Here is a 14,910-nt window from a genome sequence, read left to right on the forward strand (position 1 = left end):
ATGCCATCGTAGCTCAGTAGGTAGAGCGTTCGGCTGTTAACCGATTGGTCACAGGTTCGAGCCCTGTCGATGGCGCTTTTGGGCCCATAGCTTAGCCAGGTAGAGCGTCCGGCTCATAACCGGAAGGTCATGGGTTCGAACCCCATTGGGCCCATGTTAACTAAACTCATATGTATATTTGCTCCGGTGGTGTAGTCCGGCCAATCATTTCGGCCTTTCGAGCCGAAGACTCGGGTTCGAATCCCGGCCGGAGCATTTTTTTTATATAGTTAGATTTTTTGGGAATCCCCTCCCTCTCTTTAAGCGGGGGTGCCCGAGAGGCCAAAGGGGACAGGCTTAGGACCTGGTGACGCAGGTCTACCAGGGTTCAAATCCCTGCTCCCGCACTTTAACAATTTTTTATATAATTAATCATAAATGCCGGGGTAGGGTAGGCGGTCATCCTCCGGGACTGTGGATCCCGGGACTCGGGTTCGAATCTCGGCTCCGGCCCCATTTATAAAAACTATTTTTTTAATATTACTTTTCAAATGCTCTCTCATTTAGTTTATATAGGGTTAATTTTAGATTATTAATTGAGTGTTACTATGGCAAAAAAAGGATCTGCTGAAGAAAGGGATTTGGTACATAAATTATGGGAAAGGAATTTTGCTGCTATGAGGGCTCCGGCTTCTGGTGGTGCGACTAAAAGGCCTTTGCCTGATGTTTTAGCTGGAAATGGTAAAATTTATTTGGCGATTGAGGTAAAGACAACCACCAAGGAAAAGATCTATATTGAAGAAGAGCAAATTACTTCCCTTTGTGAATTTTCAAAAATATTTGGTGCAAAGCCCTATATTGGAGTTAGGTTTAAATATACTAAATGGCTATTTTTGGAACCTCATAATACTCCTAGAACTAGAACCGGCAACTATCGAGTTGAAAAAGATTATGCACTTGAAAAGGGTTTTGAAATCGATGAGATAGCTGGTATAGACAAGCAAATGAAATTTGAATAATTGCAAATATTTATATATTATTAAAATATAATCTATTACTGTACGTTATGTGGGGTTATGGTGTAACCTGGCAGCATCGGGGACTCCAGTTGTCTTTGAAGAAAATATACGCGTAACTGAACAGTACCTGTTGTGATGAACAATTGGAGTACTGAGGCAAGAGACATCCCCGGATTGGGGTTCAAATCCCTATGACCCCATTTTTATACAAAACTTTTTTTTCAAAACTTTTAATTACTTTCTTGATTATATTATCTTTCATGAGTTCAATTGTTTTTATAATAGGTTTCAATTACGATTCAAACTGCTATCTAATCAATAATAAAATTTTAGTGGATACCGGTGCGGGTCAAAATAAGGATTATTTATTCTCTAAGCTTCGTGAAAACGGTGTCGAACCGGAAGATATTGAATTGATTGTGAATACCCACTGTCATTTTGATCATATTGGAGGCAATCATTTCTTCCCGAATGCAAAGATTGCAGTCCATAGGCTTGATGCTATTTCAATTAAAAATAAGGATACTTTAGGAACTTCCCTGTCTGCTTTTGAAGATGAGGGCAATTCAAGGGTTGATATTGAACTGGAGGACGGAGATCAAATTGATGATTTTAAGGTAATTCACACTCCAGGCCATACAAGCGGCGGAATCTGTCTGTGGGACGGTGAAAGTTTAATCTCAGGAGACACCATATTTGCCGGCGGTGGCGTTGGCAGAATGGATATTGGCGGAGATTACCAGGATATGAAAAATAGTGTTGAAAAATTAATGGAATTAGATGTTAAAAACATCTATCCCGGTCATGGTCCAATAGTTGAGAATAATGGAAAAGAGCATATTAAACTGTCTTATTCACTGCTCTAACTTTTTGGATACATTTTTTAAGGTTCCTCTTTTTACAAGTATGGAAACTTTTTCTCCACGGCTGATTATGTTGTCAGGCTGCGGGATAACAAGTTTTCCATTTTGATACGCAGCAATAATGATGTAGTCTTTTCCAGGAGACACTTCCTTAAAGCGTTTTCCGATGACTTTATCATTTGTTATTGTCATTTCAATAATTTCTGCGTTACCTTCTCCAAGGGTTGTAATTTTTGATGCTCTTGGATTCATAACGAATTGTGCCAAATCTCTTGCGGCACTTATTTCTGGACTTATTACCTTGTCGATACCAACTTCTTTAAATGCCTCTTCGTGGTCAGGGTTACTTACACGTGCAACAATGGTTTCAACATCATATTTTCTAACTAAAATGCATGATAAAAGGTTTGCTTCATCGTTTCCTGTGGTTGCGATGAAAAAATCAGCATCTTCAATATTCGCTTCCTCGAGCAATTTGGAACTGGTTCCGTTTCCGTGAATAACTAGTGCATCGAGTTCTCCTGCAATTTCATTGCATAATGATTCGTCACTTTCAATTAAAGTAATGTCAGCTCCTGTATCAATTAATAAATTTGCAAGGGCAAGTCCTACACGACCTCCTCCCATAATTATTGCATACACAATATCGCCTCTTAAACAATTGATAATCAATATATATTTTTTGACAATATAAATATTATCTTTTGAAAATTTCAAATGCTGCTCTTAGGGTAATCAGTACAGGATATATTTCCAGCCTTCCGGTCCACATATCGAACATACTTACTAATTTGAGCACAGGGTTTAGGGTATAGTTGATTATTCCAAGCTCCAAACCGTTGTTTCCCTGAAGGGACATTGCTGCGAACAGACTTCTGAATGGATCATAACCGAATAGGCAGAACAGTGCCCATGTAAACATTATGAACATCATGTAAAGGGTTATGTAACTTCCGGCCTGGGCGATTGCCTTTTCGGGAATGGTATGTCCATGCAGTTTAACAGGAACAACTCTTCCCTCCGGTGACATTATCTCTCTGATGTGACGGTATATTCCTTTAAAGTAGGTAATCATACGGACGAGCTTGATTGCACCTACTGTTGAACCGTTAGACCCTCCAGTCAGCATTAGGCACATCAGACATATTATAACAAATGGGGGCCATCCTGCCATTGTGACTGGTGATGCCACGCTTGCCCCTGTTGTTGTAATTGCTGATACTACAGTAAACAATAGGTCGATTGGAACAATGTTTGAGACAAAATAAAGCATTAGTGTAACTACTGCAATCACAGTTATGATTATCTGAAACTGCAGATCTCCAAACAGGGATTTTCCTCTTGTCTTGATTACTTTGTAATGCACCAAAAAGCTTGTTGCTCCCAAAATCATTAGGACGATTGAAATCAGATAGATGAAATCGTTTTGATAGAATCCCATATTCGCATTCTTAATGCTCATTCCTCCTGTTGAAACAATATGGAAGGTATTGCAGATTGAATCGAAAAGGGGCATTCCCGCAATCAGATATAATATGATTCCAAAAATAGTATAAATAGAATAAATTTCAATGGTTTTTTCCATTGTAGCTTTGATACTTGGTTTTATACGCTCTTCACGGGCTTCTGAGTGATATAACTTTGATGAAACGGAGCCGGGTTTTGTCAATACTGCTATAACCATAACAACCACTCCCAATCCTCCGACCCATTGTTCGAAAGCTCTAAAAAATAAGATGCTGTGAGGTAGAATTTCCACATCCATAAACATGGTGATTCCAGTACCTGTCAGAGCGGACATGCTTTCAAAAACACCATCGATAATTGGAATATGTGTCGCTAATGTAAAAACGAATCCTCCGATAAGGCTTGCCCACATCCATGCGAATGCGGATATCATCATCCCATGCTTGAAGCGCATTTTCTTGTTGACTTTTTCCTCGAAATATTTTAGTGCAAAAACGCCTAACAATATTGAAATGAATCCAGGAATGGCAAAACTGAGAATGTCAAATTCAAAATAGACCAAATCGAATATTAATGGAATCAGACACATTATACCGATTCCAATCATCAGGTATCCTGAATTTCTAGCAACAATAATTAAGTCCGTTTTTGTAATATATTTCATTAATTAAAATTTGAACAAATTTCTATATAAATTTATAAGTATGAAATAAAAAAATTATATACAATATGGATAAAAAAACAGTATTCTTTTTGGGGGTAAGTTTAGTAATATTGGTGGTAATGCTATATTTTGTGGGTATAGACGAAGTAATTGCCGCTTTAAAAATTGCAAAATTGGAATATATTGCTATAGCTATAGCTATGCAGGTTTTCACTTATTATCTCTACACTTTGCGTTGGAAAATACTAAATGATATGGTCGATATTGATGTCGGCATGAAAAGATTGCTGCCTATGGTTTTGGTGGGTCTTGCTGTTAACAACATCACCCCTTCAGGCCGTGGAGGCGGAGAGCCGGTAAGAGCATACATTTTGTCTCGTGAAACAAACTATCCTATGCAAGAGACATTCGCAACAGTTGTGGCAGACAGGGCATTGGATACATTCCCTTTTGTAGTGCTGGCAGTATTGACAATTATTGGTATGACTCTGACATTTGATTTTGACTTATGGCTACTTGTTTTGATGGTTGTGGCGGTAATCGCCATAGTTATAGTTTTAATTTTAATTATTTACATGTCCATAAATCCTAGCTTCGGCGAAAGGGTTGACGGTTGGATTATCGGTTTGGTCAGGAGATTCTATAAGAAAAATTCAGATGAACTGGAAGAAAGGATTCATGGCGTCATAAAAGGTTTTCAGGACACTATGAAAATGGTAATTTCAAACAAAAAAGTATTGTACTATGCCTTGCCGTTGTCATTTGTAATTTGGATTTTTGAGATTTTAAGGGTTTATTTTGTGTTCCTTGCATTCGGAGCTAATGTAAATCCTGTAATCATTGGTGAAGTATTTATTTTGGCTTGTCTTGCAGGTATGATTCCTCTTCTGCCTGGAGGTCTTGGAGCTGTAGACGGATTAATGATTCTGTTCTATTCTGCAGCAGGAATAACTGCTTCAATCAGTGCGGCCGCTACTGTAATCGAAAGATTGATTTCATTCTGGATGGTTACAATTCTCGGTTTGGTTATCCTGCCGTATTACGGTTCATCAGTTCTTGATAAAATTTCTTTTGGTTCTTCAGATGAAATCGAGGAATCGAGTGAAAATGATGATTAGAAGGTTATTTCATGGAAAATTCTATTTCTAAGAGGATATTTTACTTTGATGGCATTAGAGCTGTTGCCATTTTGTGTGTTGTTCTATTGCATGTGACTGGCCATCTTGGGGAGATAATGAATTATGACCTTTCAACCATTTATTCCCTCAGTGGTCTCTATACCATGTTTGCAAACAATTTCTTTAGAATAGGCATTGCATTATTTTTAATGTTGTCAGGTGCATTGCTTCTTGGACGTGATTGGGACATTAAAGGCTTTTTTTCAAAACGAATTCCACGTCTTTTAAAGCCATTTCTCTTTTGGGCACTTATATTTAGCATAATTTTGATTTTATCATCATATTTTGTTTCAAGCATCAATTTTGTTACCAAATTCGGAGCCTTAGACATGATAAATGTATTTGTTGATACATTGTTATGCAGGGGGCCGGGATCAGAGGTTTACTGGTTTGTCTGGATGATGTTGGGAATGTATTTGCTGATGCCTATATTCAATAAATGGATTAATAATACTGATTTTTCGAAGATAGAGTATTTTTTAATAATTTGGGCGATATATATTGTTGCTGTCCATTCTTTAATGATTCCTGTTCCTGAAATTTTGTCATTTTTCATTAGTCCAATCGGTTTTGTGGTTTTAGGATATTATTTGAGATATACTGAAAGAAAGATATTCAACAGTTCGATTATTGCGCTTATTTTTATTGCTGTCCCTTCAGTATTGATGTTTATTTATTCCTATTGCATTGCAGACACAACAATATTATTTGTATTCCACAGATATTCGATATTGATTATGATTGTTGCCATTGGGGTGTTTTGCATTTTCAAATCAAGTCCAATTTTAAATGATCCTCGAGATGATGTGAGAAAGATAGTCTCATCAATTGCTGTGTGCAGTTATGGTATGTATTTGATTCACAGTCCGATGATAATGGTTGTCCGTAGAATAGTCCATATAAATTTTGCATTTGATTACATTATATTTTTCATAGTTGGATTTATTTTATCTTGGATTATAATTTATGTTTTAGCTAAAATGCCAATAATTGATGATTATATTGGTGTAAAATAACTTTTTTGCCGCTTAAATTAATAGACTTTTCTAGCAAAAATAGAAAACTTTATTTTAATATATTTTCATAAATTTATTTATCACAAAAAATTAAATTTTAAAAAAATTTTGGTGAAAATATGGAAATTAATGGCGTAGAAATACAAGATACCTTTGCTGAAGGTTTTGGAATTAAAGTATCTAGATTGATTATTACTGCAGCTACTAAACATTTAGCTAAAATTGCAGCTACTGAAGCTACCGGATTTGCTACTTCAGTTATCGGATGTCCTGCAGAAGCAGGTATTGACCAATATGTTCCTCCAACTGAATCCCCAGATGGAAGACCAGGTTATGCAATTATGATTTGTCACATGTCCAAAAAAGCTTTAGGCGGACAAATTATGGACAGAATCGGACAATGTGTTTTAACCGCTCCTACTGCAGCAGCATTCAATGCTTTAGAAAGTGAAGAATCCTTCCCAACCGGAAAACAACTCAAATTCTTCGGTGACGGATTTGAAACTGAAAAAGATGTAAACGGTAAAAAAATGCACGTGATTCCTATCATGTCCGGTGAATTCTTAGTAGAAGATGAAATGGGATGCAAAGACGGAGTAGCTGGTGGAAACTTCTTCATCATGGCTGACAGTCAAATGGCTTCTATCGTTGCTGCTGAAGCTGCTGTTGATGCTATTCACGCTGTTCCTGGTGTAATCACTCCTTTCTCTGGTGGTATGGTTGCTTCCGGTTCTAAAACTGGTTCCAAATACTCTTTCATGAGCGCATCCACCAACGAAAAAGAATGTGTAACTTTAAAAGATCAAGTAGAAACTGAATTACCAGAAAACGTATTCGGTAACATGGAAATCGTTATTGACGGTGTAGATGAAGAATCTGTCAAAGCTGCTATGAAAGCAGGTATTGAAGCTGCTTGTCAAGTACCTGGTGTTATTGAAATCGGTGCTGGTAACTACGGTGGAAGCTTAGGTCCTTACCAAATCCACTTACAAGAATTATTCTAGAGAGAGTTAAACTCTCTTCTTTTCTCTTTTTTCTATTTTCATGTTTATTTTACATAATTGATTTTAAGATTATCAAAGTCCAAATCAAAACTAATAAAAGGTGCATTGATAAGATATAATATTGATGATGAATTGAATGGTATCATAAAGTTGCAGTTTCATCTCATTTTCAAAAAACTAAACTTATTGGACAATGCACATGTTAATGAACAAAAATTATTTAATGCTCTCATTATTGCTTTTAATATTCTTAACAATGGGAATTGTTTCAGCTAATGAGAATATAACTGATGACATTTCACTAAATGATGAAACCCCATCTCAAGATATTTCTGAAACTCCACTTTCTCATGAAATTGAAAGTGATTCAAATGAGCATATTCAAAATTCTCAAGAAACCACTATAATAGAAGCTAAAGACGTGAAAACATATTACAAGGAAAAATATAATCTGGTTGCATATTTGAAAGACTCCAGCAATCAACCGATTTCTAACAAGAAGGTTTCTATTCTAATAAATGAAAAGAATTATGATAAGGTCACAGATAAGTTGGGTAAGGTAGTTTTAAAGCTTAATTTAAAGCCGGGCACCTACACTGCAAAAATTAACTTTGCAGGAGACAACAACTATGCGGCAAGTGCTAAAAATACTATCGTTAAAGTCAATAAGGCATCCTTGCAAATCAAGACTAAAGATTATAAGACCTATTTTGAATCTGGATTTTATTTCAAGGCAAAAGTAACAAATAAAATTACTAAAAACCCTATTGAAGGAGCTAAGGTAGCCTTTAAGGTTTATAAAGATTATAAATATAGGACTTATTGGTCAACAACTGATGCAAAAGGGATTGCAAAATTAAAGAAAAATCTTAACGTCGGATCCTATAAGGTCATAACTTCACTCAAGAAGAGTAAGAATTTGAATGCGAAAAAATCAAAAGCTAGATTGACCATTAAGGAGACTGCAGAAATGGGCTGCAGTTCGGTATACCTGCAGGTAGGCAAATTTGAATCAGTTGCGGCATTCAGAAGGGATGCAACAAATGCCAAGGTGTTACATATTGTGAAATATAAAATAGGTGGCAAAGTTGCCATTAAGCAATATAAGACCAACAGTTACTTCTTCCATCTTGTGACAACTTCTGACGGATGGATGTTTGGAACCGGCGGTATAGATAATCCTGATATTAATGAAGGCATCGAAAAGATTGCCGGCAAAATAATCAAATCCGGCAAAATCAAAAAGTCATACCTCAGAAAAATTCAGAATTATGAAAGAATATTAGGTCTTGGTCATTTTTCAATCAAGGCTCCAAATGGAAAATATGCTCTTGTTTGGGGAGGAAGTATTGTTAAGGGCAAATTAAAGCCAGGCGAATATATAGATGTTCCTAATCTCAAATCATGCTTTAGGCATGGAAAATGGACAACTTTATCTGAGCATCCTGCAAAAGCAGCAGTTAAGGTTGCGGCAACCGATTCTTTTGGAGTCAACAGAAGGGATGTAACCGCATTTCACTGGAAGGCAGTAACAAAAGAAGGTAAAACAACTTCAAAACTAAAAGTTTATGCTGCAAACGATAATGGCCGTTTGGTTGGAAGAGGCACAGGACATCTTATGGATAATATAAAATTCAAGGGTAAGTTCTTCTCCAAATATGACCTGCCGAAAACACCATCTAAATTACTGCTCGGAGTTCAGAAGTTCGGAAGCATTGACAAGCTAATCAAAACTCAAACCAACGTCAAAGCTCCAAAATTGACTAAAATGCTCAATGAATCCAAGAAATTCACTGTATTGGTTAAGGATAAGAAAACTAAAAATCCAATCAAGAACCTTAAGCTCAAATTAAAGATTGGCAATAAAGTTTACACTGTCAGAACAAAGTCAAGTGGTGTTGCTAATTTCAATACTGATTTATTGGATGTGGGAACTTATAATGTCAAAATATATTCAGGCAATGTTAAATATTACGTATCAGCTAAGAGTACAATTAAAATAACTTAATTGTACTTATTTAATTTCTTTTGATGTGATTTTAGCTATTTCTTCATTTGTCAGATTAACTCCGATAATTTCTTCCTGTTTTTCCAGGTCTTTTAGCAGCTTGTTGAATGCATTTTTGTCCGGACCTGAAATCCGGTGGGAATGTACGGTATTCACGGTTTTATATAAGTTTTCTAATGCACTTTTTTGATCGTCATGGCTATTTAGGTAATTGTGGTACCTTTTGCCGTCATGCAATTTTGAGGCTTTGATTTCACGGGTTAGGGGTGTTTCGATTCCTGGAATGTGGTATTCAATGTTTTCCAATGTGCAGCCGTGCTTTGAAATTATCTTAAATTCATCATATATCTCGTCAACTGCGTGTTTCACTGTAATTCTTAGTATATGTGGTCTTGCGGATTCGTAGTAAAGGTCTTCTCCACCTATTATCTCCGGAGACACTATCTTGTCGGCACCTGCCTTCCTGAGCCTTTTAATGTTGTCAAGTTTGCTGGCCCTTGTGACAATCCAGGCGTCGGGATTGGTTTCCCTTATTGTTAATACTATAAATAGGTTATTAACGTCATCTCCAGTACATATTATGACGCTTCTGCATTTTTCCCCTGCCAGTTTGGCTATCAGGTCATCCTCAATTGCATCCTCATTTATGATGATTAGGTTGTCGGTCTCTTCAAGGGATTCGCATTTATCTTTGTCTTTATCTATTACAATCACATTCTGATTTCTTTCCAGCAGTTCGTTAAGAACCACTTTTCCAACTCGTCCTAAACCGCAAATAATATAATAATCCTTCATTATTTCAATTGCTTTCATTTTTCTGGCTCCTTGTGAATATTTGCTCATTTTTTCCCGGAAATTTGTTAAAATAATATTAAATACATACGCAAGTAATGCGACTCCTCCGATTGCCAGAGTGGTTGCAAATATCTTTTGAATTCCTGTGGTTGGAAGATAGTCTCCATATCCTACGGTGGTCATTGTTATGACTGCATAGTATATTGAGTCAACCCAGTTTATTTTCATTATATAATGTGTACCTACAATTCCATAAATGAAGAGGGCCGCTATAAAAATCAGGCCATTGTCTATGATTCTTGTTGGCATTTTTGATAAAACTTTAAATGTTATTTTTCGCATATGACTTTTCCTAAACTTAATATGATTATATATAGTAACAAGGTATATTTTAAGTTATTAGGTGATGCTTTGAATCCGATTGGTAATGTCAAAGAAACAATATTGATGTTTAGTCTGAGGTTTTTAAAAAAAGAAAAAAGAGTGGTTTGATTATGCGTCAGAGTATAATAAACCAATAGCTCTATGGTAGAAGAATACAAGGTAAACCATAGCGATACCTAATAGTATATTTCCAATAATTCCGTTTATCTCATTAATAAATCCTATAACAAGTATGACGATTACTGAGATAATTATAATGAGAATGACTGTTGCAACAAGTTTAAAAAATCCTACTCTGGATATGTCTCCAATTGCTTCTCCCATAGACAAAGCCTCACCTAAACTGTCGGTTTTTGCTAATCTGCATCTGGCCATGAAGTTTGCTAAAGAAAATATGATGGCTACGATTACGCTGATTATTGTTAAAATCCAGTCTTTGAAGAAAATTCCTAAAATAAAAAGGATAATGGCCGGAACGATGTAATACGCAATATCGACAATAATTAATTTGAGGGCATTTGGAATTTGTCTTCCGAAATCAATTCCAGGACTGTCGATTCTTCTTTCAATGCCAAATTTTACAATGTCCAATGCATATCCTTCAATCAGGAAGAGCACCATGATGAAAATAATGGTTCCAATAATTCCCACGCCGCTAAGAGCGGAGCTGGATAATCCTTTTGTGCTTGTAGCAGCTAAAAGACTGATTATGCTTGTTCCTCCAATAATTGCGGCAATTATTCCTAAAACTATGTATAAAACTAATGCTTTGAAATTATTTAAAGGATATGCCAAAGCATCACTCATTATTTCTCCCATGTTCATTTGATTCACCTTTTTTTAATTATTAAGCTCCATTACGTGTTGTATTATCATTTATTTATAGTTTAATATATAAGTTGCTACAAAGTTTCATTCATAGAAATTATAAATATATTTTCAGATTTCAAAAACATGAAAATATGATGTTCATAATGTGAAAAAATTCTTATCGTCAACTAGAGATGTGGTTAAAATTATTTTAGGTATTGAAAAATCTTTATTAACGGTAAGGACTATATAAAATATTGTTTTAGAGAGTAAAGTGGAGGATATTATGAGACCCATTGATATGGAGTTAAATAAAATATCCGACACTAAAAAAGTGTGGGATATTATGCATCCGACTGACATGCAGTAATCGAAAATATCCGACACTATAAAGGTGTGGGATATTATGCATCCTATAGATATGGAGCTATTTAATATATCTTGCACTTCTTGAAAATAATACTTATCAAATGCTCTCTATGAAAATATATTATATATTTTGTAGAAAGTGATAGTATGGATAACGAACTCTTAGAAGAAATACACATGATGCGAAATCATGCGAAACGGACACGAGAAGTATACAAGGATGCTGTAAACAAATACACTACTTTTTGTTCAATGTCTTTGGAAGAACTGTTGAAAGAAGCAGAAGCTGAAGAAGATGCAGGCGTCAAATGGAAAAAAAGAAAATTAAAAAGAAGATTGTTAACATTCAGACAACACTTGTTGGAAAACTATGCATTGAATACAGTCAACACTCTTTTAAGACCTATTTTAACAATATACAAATATTTTGAGATTGAACTGTTCCCATTGCCTCCAGTCAACAAAAAGAATGTCACTACTTCAGAACCTATAAGATTCAGTGATTTGCCAGACAAAGAACTGTTAAGGAAAGCACTAAGTGTTGCAAGTCCTTTAATGTCAGCTATCATTTGCTTTATGGTCTCCAGTGGTTGTGCTAAAAGGGAAGTACTTAATTTAACAATCGGAGAGTATATTAAGGCCTTAAGTGATTATACAGATAAAAAAGATATCTATGAAATCATTGAGGATTTGGGGGATGCAGAAAATGTAGTTCCTACTTTCAATATCAGAAGACAAAAAACTGATAAGCATTACACTACCTACTGCAGTCCTGAAGCCGTCAATGCGATAAATTCATATCTGTTAAGCAGGAATGATCCTTTGACCAATGATAAATCTCTTTTTAAGATAAATTCGACATATCTTTCAGAAATGTTTGTTGCTATCAATGATGGATTGGGTTTTGGTAAGGTAGGATATTTCAACAGGCTGAGAAGCCATATGCTCCGTAAGTTCCATGCATCTGCACTTTACAATGACGGCATGAGTCTGGATGATGTCAATGACTTGCAGGGTAAGGCTAAAAACAAAACAGACCAGTCATATTTCATGACAAATCCTGAAGATTTGAAATATGAATATATCAAGCATCTCCATGCTGTAACTATAAGTAAAGAAGTTGAAAAGCTGTCTATCAAATCTCCTGAGTTTATGCAAATGGAGAATGAAAAGAATAAGCTCGAATCTGAACTTGTTGACATTAGAAAAGAGATGGATGATGTTAGAGAAATGAAAAGAGAGCTGGAAGGTCTCAAAGCAAAAGTTGGAAAATAAGAATGATGAATGTGGTGGCATCTTACTTGTGAGATGTCCCTACCAAACATTCATTTATTTTAATTTTAATGTTGATATAACTAATAGCTACTTTTTTTCTTTTATTTTAATCAACTGGTTTTTACATTAACTGCCGTGATTTTGAAAATTATGTTTTGTTTTAGATTGCAGTATATATGAACTGGTTCTGGATTGTTGGTTTTGAATAGCTGATGGCGGGTGTTAATGTTGGTTGGTAACAGGTAAGCTATGTTGATTCAAGTATTCTTTCGCCTTTTTCGGTTAATCTGAATATTTTGCCGGTTTTAACTTCTGGGTTGATGCATTCCATTACTCCCAAATCAAGCAGATGTTTTAGATTATTATAAATAAAATTATTGCTTCTAATGCTGCCGATTTCAGGATGCAATACTTGATCAACATCTGACATGTCCCAGTTTTTACGTCCGACAGATTTGTTCCAGCGATAGATTACAAGGCTCATATGTCGGGATATGAATCCTTTTTCCAAACCTTCCTTGATATCATCAAATTCAGTTATTTCAATAAAATACATTCTGCAGGAATATACTCCATACTTTTGAGCTTTTTCTTTTGGAGGAATACTGCTCATGAATTTCAAGGCGTCTTCATGTGTGCTGTCCCAGGTTAATCCGGATTCATCATTCTCATCTTCGAAGTCAACTACATTTTCACAAATCCATTTCAATAAATTTCGGTCGTTTTTCCTAATCATTTTTTACTTCTCCCTGTTTTGATGAGTGGTACTTATTATTTTTTTTAGCGAGCGTATTTATAGTGAATGAGAGAGCATTTGATAAGTATTATTTTCAATAATTTTATATGGGATAAATTAAACGAGATGCTTTTATTTTTGTTTAATTGAATGTATTGACATTAACATTAGCATTATTAGGTATATAATATTGTTTTGAATTGTATATGAAAAAGTAAGTTTTAAATGGGAAATTGCAGTCGTTAATGTCTGATTTGTCAATCGGTTGAATTTTATCTTTTAAGCTAGTATTGCACTGATATTGTAATTATTCATGATGTTAGATTAATAGATATATTGTTGAAATATTTAAATGATTATAAAATGTCAGGGGGTATTGTGAGACTTTAAAAAAGCTTAAACAGGGTTCTGCATCAGTATTTATATTTTCCTTATTTTGATTTGGGATGAAATTTTAGTGCCAGGATTTTTATGATTTTCGAATTTTTGAGTTTATACATTTCACTTTTCCCGTCGAATTTTAATATTGAATTGTTTACACAAATTCTCAAAAACACTATGCTTAAAGTCAAGTATTACAATGTTATATTTAAACAGTTTCTAAAAATATGTCAAACAAAATGTTTATATACACAAAATTATAGACCTTAAAATAGTCATTACTGACTGAAAGCAATTTTACGAAGTGGGAGCAATACTTCACACTCGTACAACTTTTCCTTGGTAATGTCTGTAAATAAATATCTGGAGGTAAAATATCAAAAAAGCAGTGAGAAAAGAAGATCATAATAAAAGGATTATAAAAAAATAATTTTATTTTGGATAACGAACTATAAAATATTTTTAATATAATCCTATAATGGGTCAGTAAGAAAAATAAAAATAATTATACATGTCCACAAAAACATAGTTAAAAATTAATACTTTTCAAAACTTAACCCAATATCTAGTTTATTTTAAGCAATATATAAATATTTATACATATTAAACCGGAACCAACTTATCTTATTCTAAATATTCGGTAAAGGATGGAAAATTGATTTTACAACAAACTATTTTTATTTTCAAAGACTTCTGGCCCATAATGTATTTTTAGATTGTTGATCATTAAACCCGTTCACGATTACGGGAGAAATAGGAGACAAAAGATCATGTGTGAAGTAATAAAACGGCGGCCAAACGAAATAATTATCTTCAATAACTTCAGGGCACTTGAAGAATGCATTGCCGAAATTCAGGAAGCGGAAAACATCCGCAATGAAAGGGAATTTTTCGAGTCATACAGAATCAAGATAATGAAACTCGATTGAATACCAGAGGAGTCGAATTTAAATTTAAAATTA

At 34.8% G+C, this 14,910-nt stretch carries 13 protein-coding genes and 6 tRNA genes; 14 read left to right on the plus strand and 5 right to left on the minus strand.

Going from position 1 to position 14,910, the window contains the following annotated elements; all coding sequences use genetic code 11:
• Positions 1-2: 2 nt before the first annotated feature.
• The 8 genes from ACJMML_RS04740 (at position 3) to ACJMML_RS04775 (ending at position 1,864) form a co-directional block, all read left to right on the plus strand.
• Positions 3-75: transfer RNA gene (locus tag ACJMML_RS04740), tRNA-Asn, on the plus strand.
• A 5-nt stretch (positions 76-80) separates the two neighbouring features.
• A tRNA-Ile gene (locus ACJMML_RS04745) sits at positions 81-154 on the plus strand.
• Between the two features lie 26 nt (positions 155-180).
• Positions 181-255, plus strand: a tRNA-Glu gene (locus ACJMML_RS04750).
• 48 nt (positions 256-303) lie between these two features.
• Positions 304-386 (plus strand) — tRNA-Leu (locus ACJMML_RS04755).
• Between the two features lie 33 nt (positions 387-419).
• Positions 420-495 (plus strand) — tRNA-His (locus ACJMML_RS04760).
• Positions 496-587: 92 nt separating this feature from the next.
• Positions 588-998: a Holliday junction resolvase Hjc gene (gene hjc, locus ACJMML_RS04765; protein WP_405306232.1), complete on the plus strand. Its 411-nt coding sequence runs from the start codon at positions 588-590 to the stop codon at positions 996-998.
• Positions 999-1,049: 51 nt separating this feature from the next.
• Positions 1,050-1,198 (plus strand) — tRNA-Trp (locus tag ACJMML_RS04770).
• Positions 1,199-1,258: 60 nt separating this feature from the next.
• Positions 1,259-1,864: an MBL fold metallo-hydrolase gene (locus tag ACJMML_RS04775; protein WP_405306233.1), complete on the plus strand. Its 606-nt coding sequence runs from the start codon at positions 1,259-1,261 to the stop codon at positions 1,862-1,864.
• Here the strand turns inward: ACJMML_RS04775 and ACJMML_RS04780 are convergent.
• On the minus strand, positions 1,853-2,503 hold the full coding sequence (locus ACJMML_RS04780; RefSeq protein ID WP_405306234.1) for a potassium channel family protein: 651 nt from the start codon (positions 2,501-2,503) through the stop codon (positions 1,853-1,855). The two genes, ACJMML_RS04775 and ACJMML_RS04780, sit on opposite strands and share 12 nt — an antisense overlap.
• 55 nt (positions 2,504-2,558) lie before the next feature.
• A complete protein-coding gene (locus ACJMML_RS04785) occupies positions 2,559-3,992 on the minus strand; it encodes a TrkH family potassium uptake protein (protein ID WP_405306235.1) in 1,434 nt (477 codons plus the stop codon).
• A 65-nt stretch (positions 3,993-4,057) separates the two neighbouring features.
• Here ACJMML_RS04785 and ACJMML_RS04790 point away from each other — a divergent pair, with 65 nt between their 5' ends.
• From ACJMML_RS04790 to ACJMML_RS04805, 4 genes are all read left to right on the plus strand, one after another.
• Complete coding sequence (locus ACJMML_RS04790; RefSeq protein ID WP_405306236.1) at positions 4,058-5,110, plus strand: UPF0104 family protein; 1,053 nt, start codon at positions 4,058-4,060, stop codon at positions 5,108-5,110.
• A gap of 11 nt (positions 5,111-5,121) precedes the next feature.
• Positions 5,122-6,186: an acyltransferase gene (locus ACJMML_RS04795; RefSeq protein ID WP_405306237.1), complete on the plus strand. Its 1,065-nt coding sequence runs from the start codon at positions 5,122-5,124 to the stop codon at positions 6,184-6,186.
• A 119-nt stretch (positions 6,187-6,305) separates the two neighbouring features.
• Entirely contained in the window at positions 6,306-7,190 is an 885-nt protein-coding gene (gene fhcD, locus ACJMML_RS04800; RefSeq protein ID WP_292602106.1) for a formylmethanofuran--tetrahydromethanopterin N-formyltransferase, read from the plus strand.
• A 199-nt stretch (positions 7,191-7,389) separates the two neighbouring features.
• Positions 7,390-9,198: a hypothetical protein gene (locus ACJMML_RS04805; RefSeq protein WP_405306238.1), complete on the plus strand. Its 1,809-nt coding sequence runs from the start codon at positions 7,390-7,392 to the stop codon at positions 9,196-9,198.
• Positions 9,199-9,204: 6 nt separating this feature from the next.
• Here ACJMML_RS04805 and ACJMML_RS04810 read toward each other — a convergent pair whose 3' ends face one another.
• Entirely contained in the window at positions 9,205-10,335 is a 1,131-nt protein-coding gene (locus ACJMML_RS04810) for an NAD-binding protein (RefSeq protein ID WP_405306239.1), read from the minus strand.
• 150 nt (positions 10,336-10,485) lie between these two features.
• Positions 10,486-11,202 carry a DUF4013 domain-containing protein gene (locus tag ACJMML_RS04815; protein ID WP_405306240.1) on the minus strand — a complete coding sequence of 239 codons (717 nt, stop codon included), beginning with the start codon at positions 11,200-11,202 and terminating at the stop codon, positions 10,486-10,488.
• A 501-nt stretch (positions 11,203-11,703) separates the two neighbouring features.
• On the opposite strand from ACJMML_RS04815, the gene ACJMML_RS04820 reads away from it, so the two are divergent.
• Positions 11,704-12,831 carry a site-specific integrase gene (locus ACJMML_RS04820; protein WP_405279609.1) on the plus strand — a complete coding sequence of 376 codons (1,128 nt, stop codon included), beginning with the start codon at positions 11,704-11,706 and terminating at the stop codon, positions 12,829-12,831.
• A 247-nt stretch (positions 12,832-13,078) separates the two neighbouring features.
• On the opposite strand, the gene ACJMML_RS04825 is transcribed toward ACJMML_RS04820, so the two are convergent.
• The gene (locus ACJMML_RS04825) at positions 13,079-13,567 is read right to left on the minus strand and encodes a hypothetical protein (RefSeq protein WP_405306241.1); all 489 of its coding nucleotides are present in this window, start codon (positions 13,565-13,567) and stop codon (positions 13,079-13,081) included.
• A 1,151-nt stretch (positions 13,568-14,718) separates the two neighbouring features.
• Here ACJMML_RS04825 and ACJMML_RS04830 point away from each other — a divergent pair.
• Positions 14,719-14,877, plus strand: coding sequence for a hypothetical protein (locus tag ACJMML_RS04830; RefSeq protein WP_405306242.1), 159 nt, complete (start codon positions 14,719-14,721; stop codon positions 14,875-14,877).
• Positions 14,878-14,910 lie beyond the last annotated feature (33 nt).

Origin of the sequence: Methanobrevibacter sp., from assembly GCF_045130115.1 — an archaeon.
Taxonomy (GTDB): domain Archaea; phylum Methanobacteriota; class Methanobacteria; order Methanobacteriales; family Methanobacteriaceae; genus Methanocatella.

Bases quoted from the DNA above. Each gene is read 5' to 3' on its own strand.
- hjc (WP_405306232.1), top strand. From the start codon at position 588: ATGGCAAAAAAAGGATCTGCTGAAGAAAGGGATTTGGTACATAAATTA.
- ACJMML_RS04775 (WP_405306233.1), top strand. From the start codon at position 1,259: ATGAGTTCAATTGTTTTTATAATAGGTTTCAATTACGATTCAAACTGC.
- ACJMML_RS04785 (WP_405306235.1), bottom strand. From the start codon at position 3,992: ATGAAATATATTACAAAAACGGACTTAATTATTGTTGCTAGAAATTCA.
- ACJMML_RS04790 (WP_405306236.1), top strand. From the start codon at position 4,058: ATGGATAAAAAAACAGTATTCTTTTTGGGGGTAAGTTTAGTAATATTG.
- ACJMML_RS04795 (WP_405306237.1), top strand. From the start codon at position 5,122: ATGGAAAATTCTATTTCTAAGAGGATATTTTACTTTGATGGCATTAGA.
- fhcD (WP_292602106.1), top strand. From the start codon at position 6,306: ATGGAAATTAATGGCGTAGAAATACAAGATACCTTTGCTGAAGGTTTT.
- ACJMML_RS04805 (WP_405306238.1), top strand. From the start codon at position 7,390: ATGTTAATGAACAAAAATTATTTAATGCTCTCATTATTGCTTTTAATA.
- ACJMML_RS04810 (WP_405306239.1), bottom strand. From the start codon at position 10,335: ATGCGAAAAATAACATTTAAAGTTTTATCAAAAATGCCAACAAGAATC.
- ACJMML_RS04815 (WP_405306240.1), bottom strand. From the start codon at position 11,202: ATGAACATGGGAGAAATAATGAGTGATGCTTTGGCATATCCTTTAAAT.
- ACJMML_RS04820 (WP_405279609.1), top strand. From the start codon at position 11,704: ATGGATAACGAACTCTTAGAAGAAATACACATGATGCGAAATCATGCG.
- ACJMML_RS04825 (WP_405306241.1), bottom strand. From the start codon at position 13,567: ATGATTAGGAAAAACGACCGAAATTTATTGAAATGGATTTGTGAAAAT.
- ACJMML_RS04830 (WP_405306242.1), top strand. From the start codon at position 14,719: ATGTGTGAAGTAATAAAACGGCGGCCAAACGAAATAATTATCTTCAAT.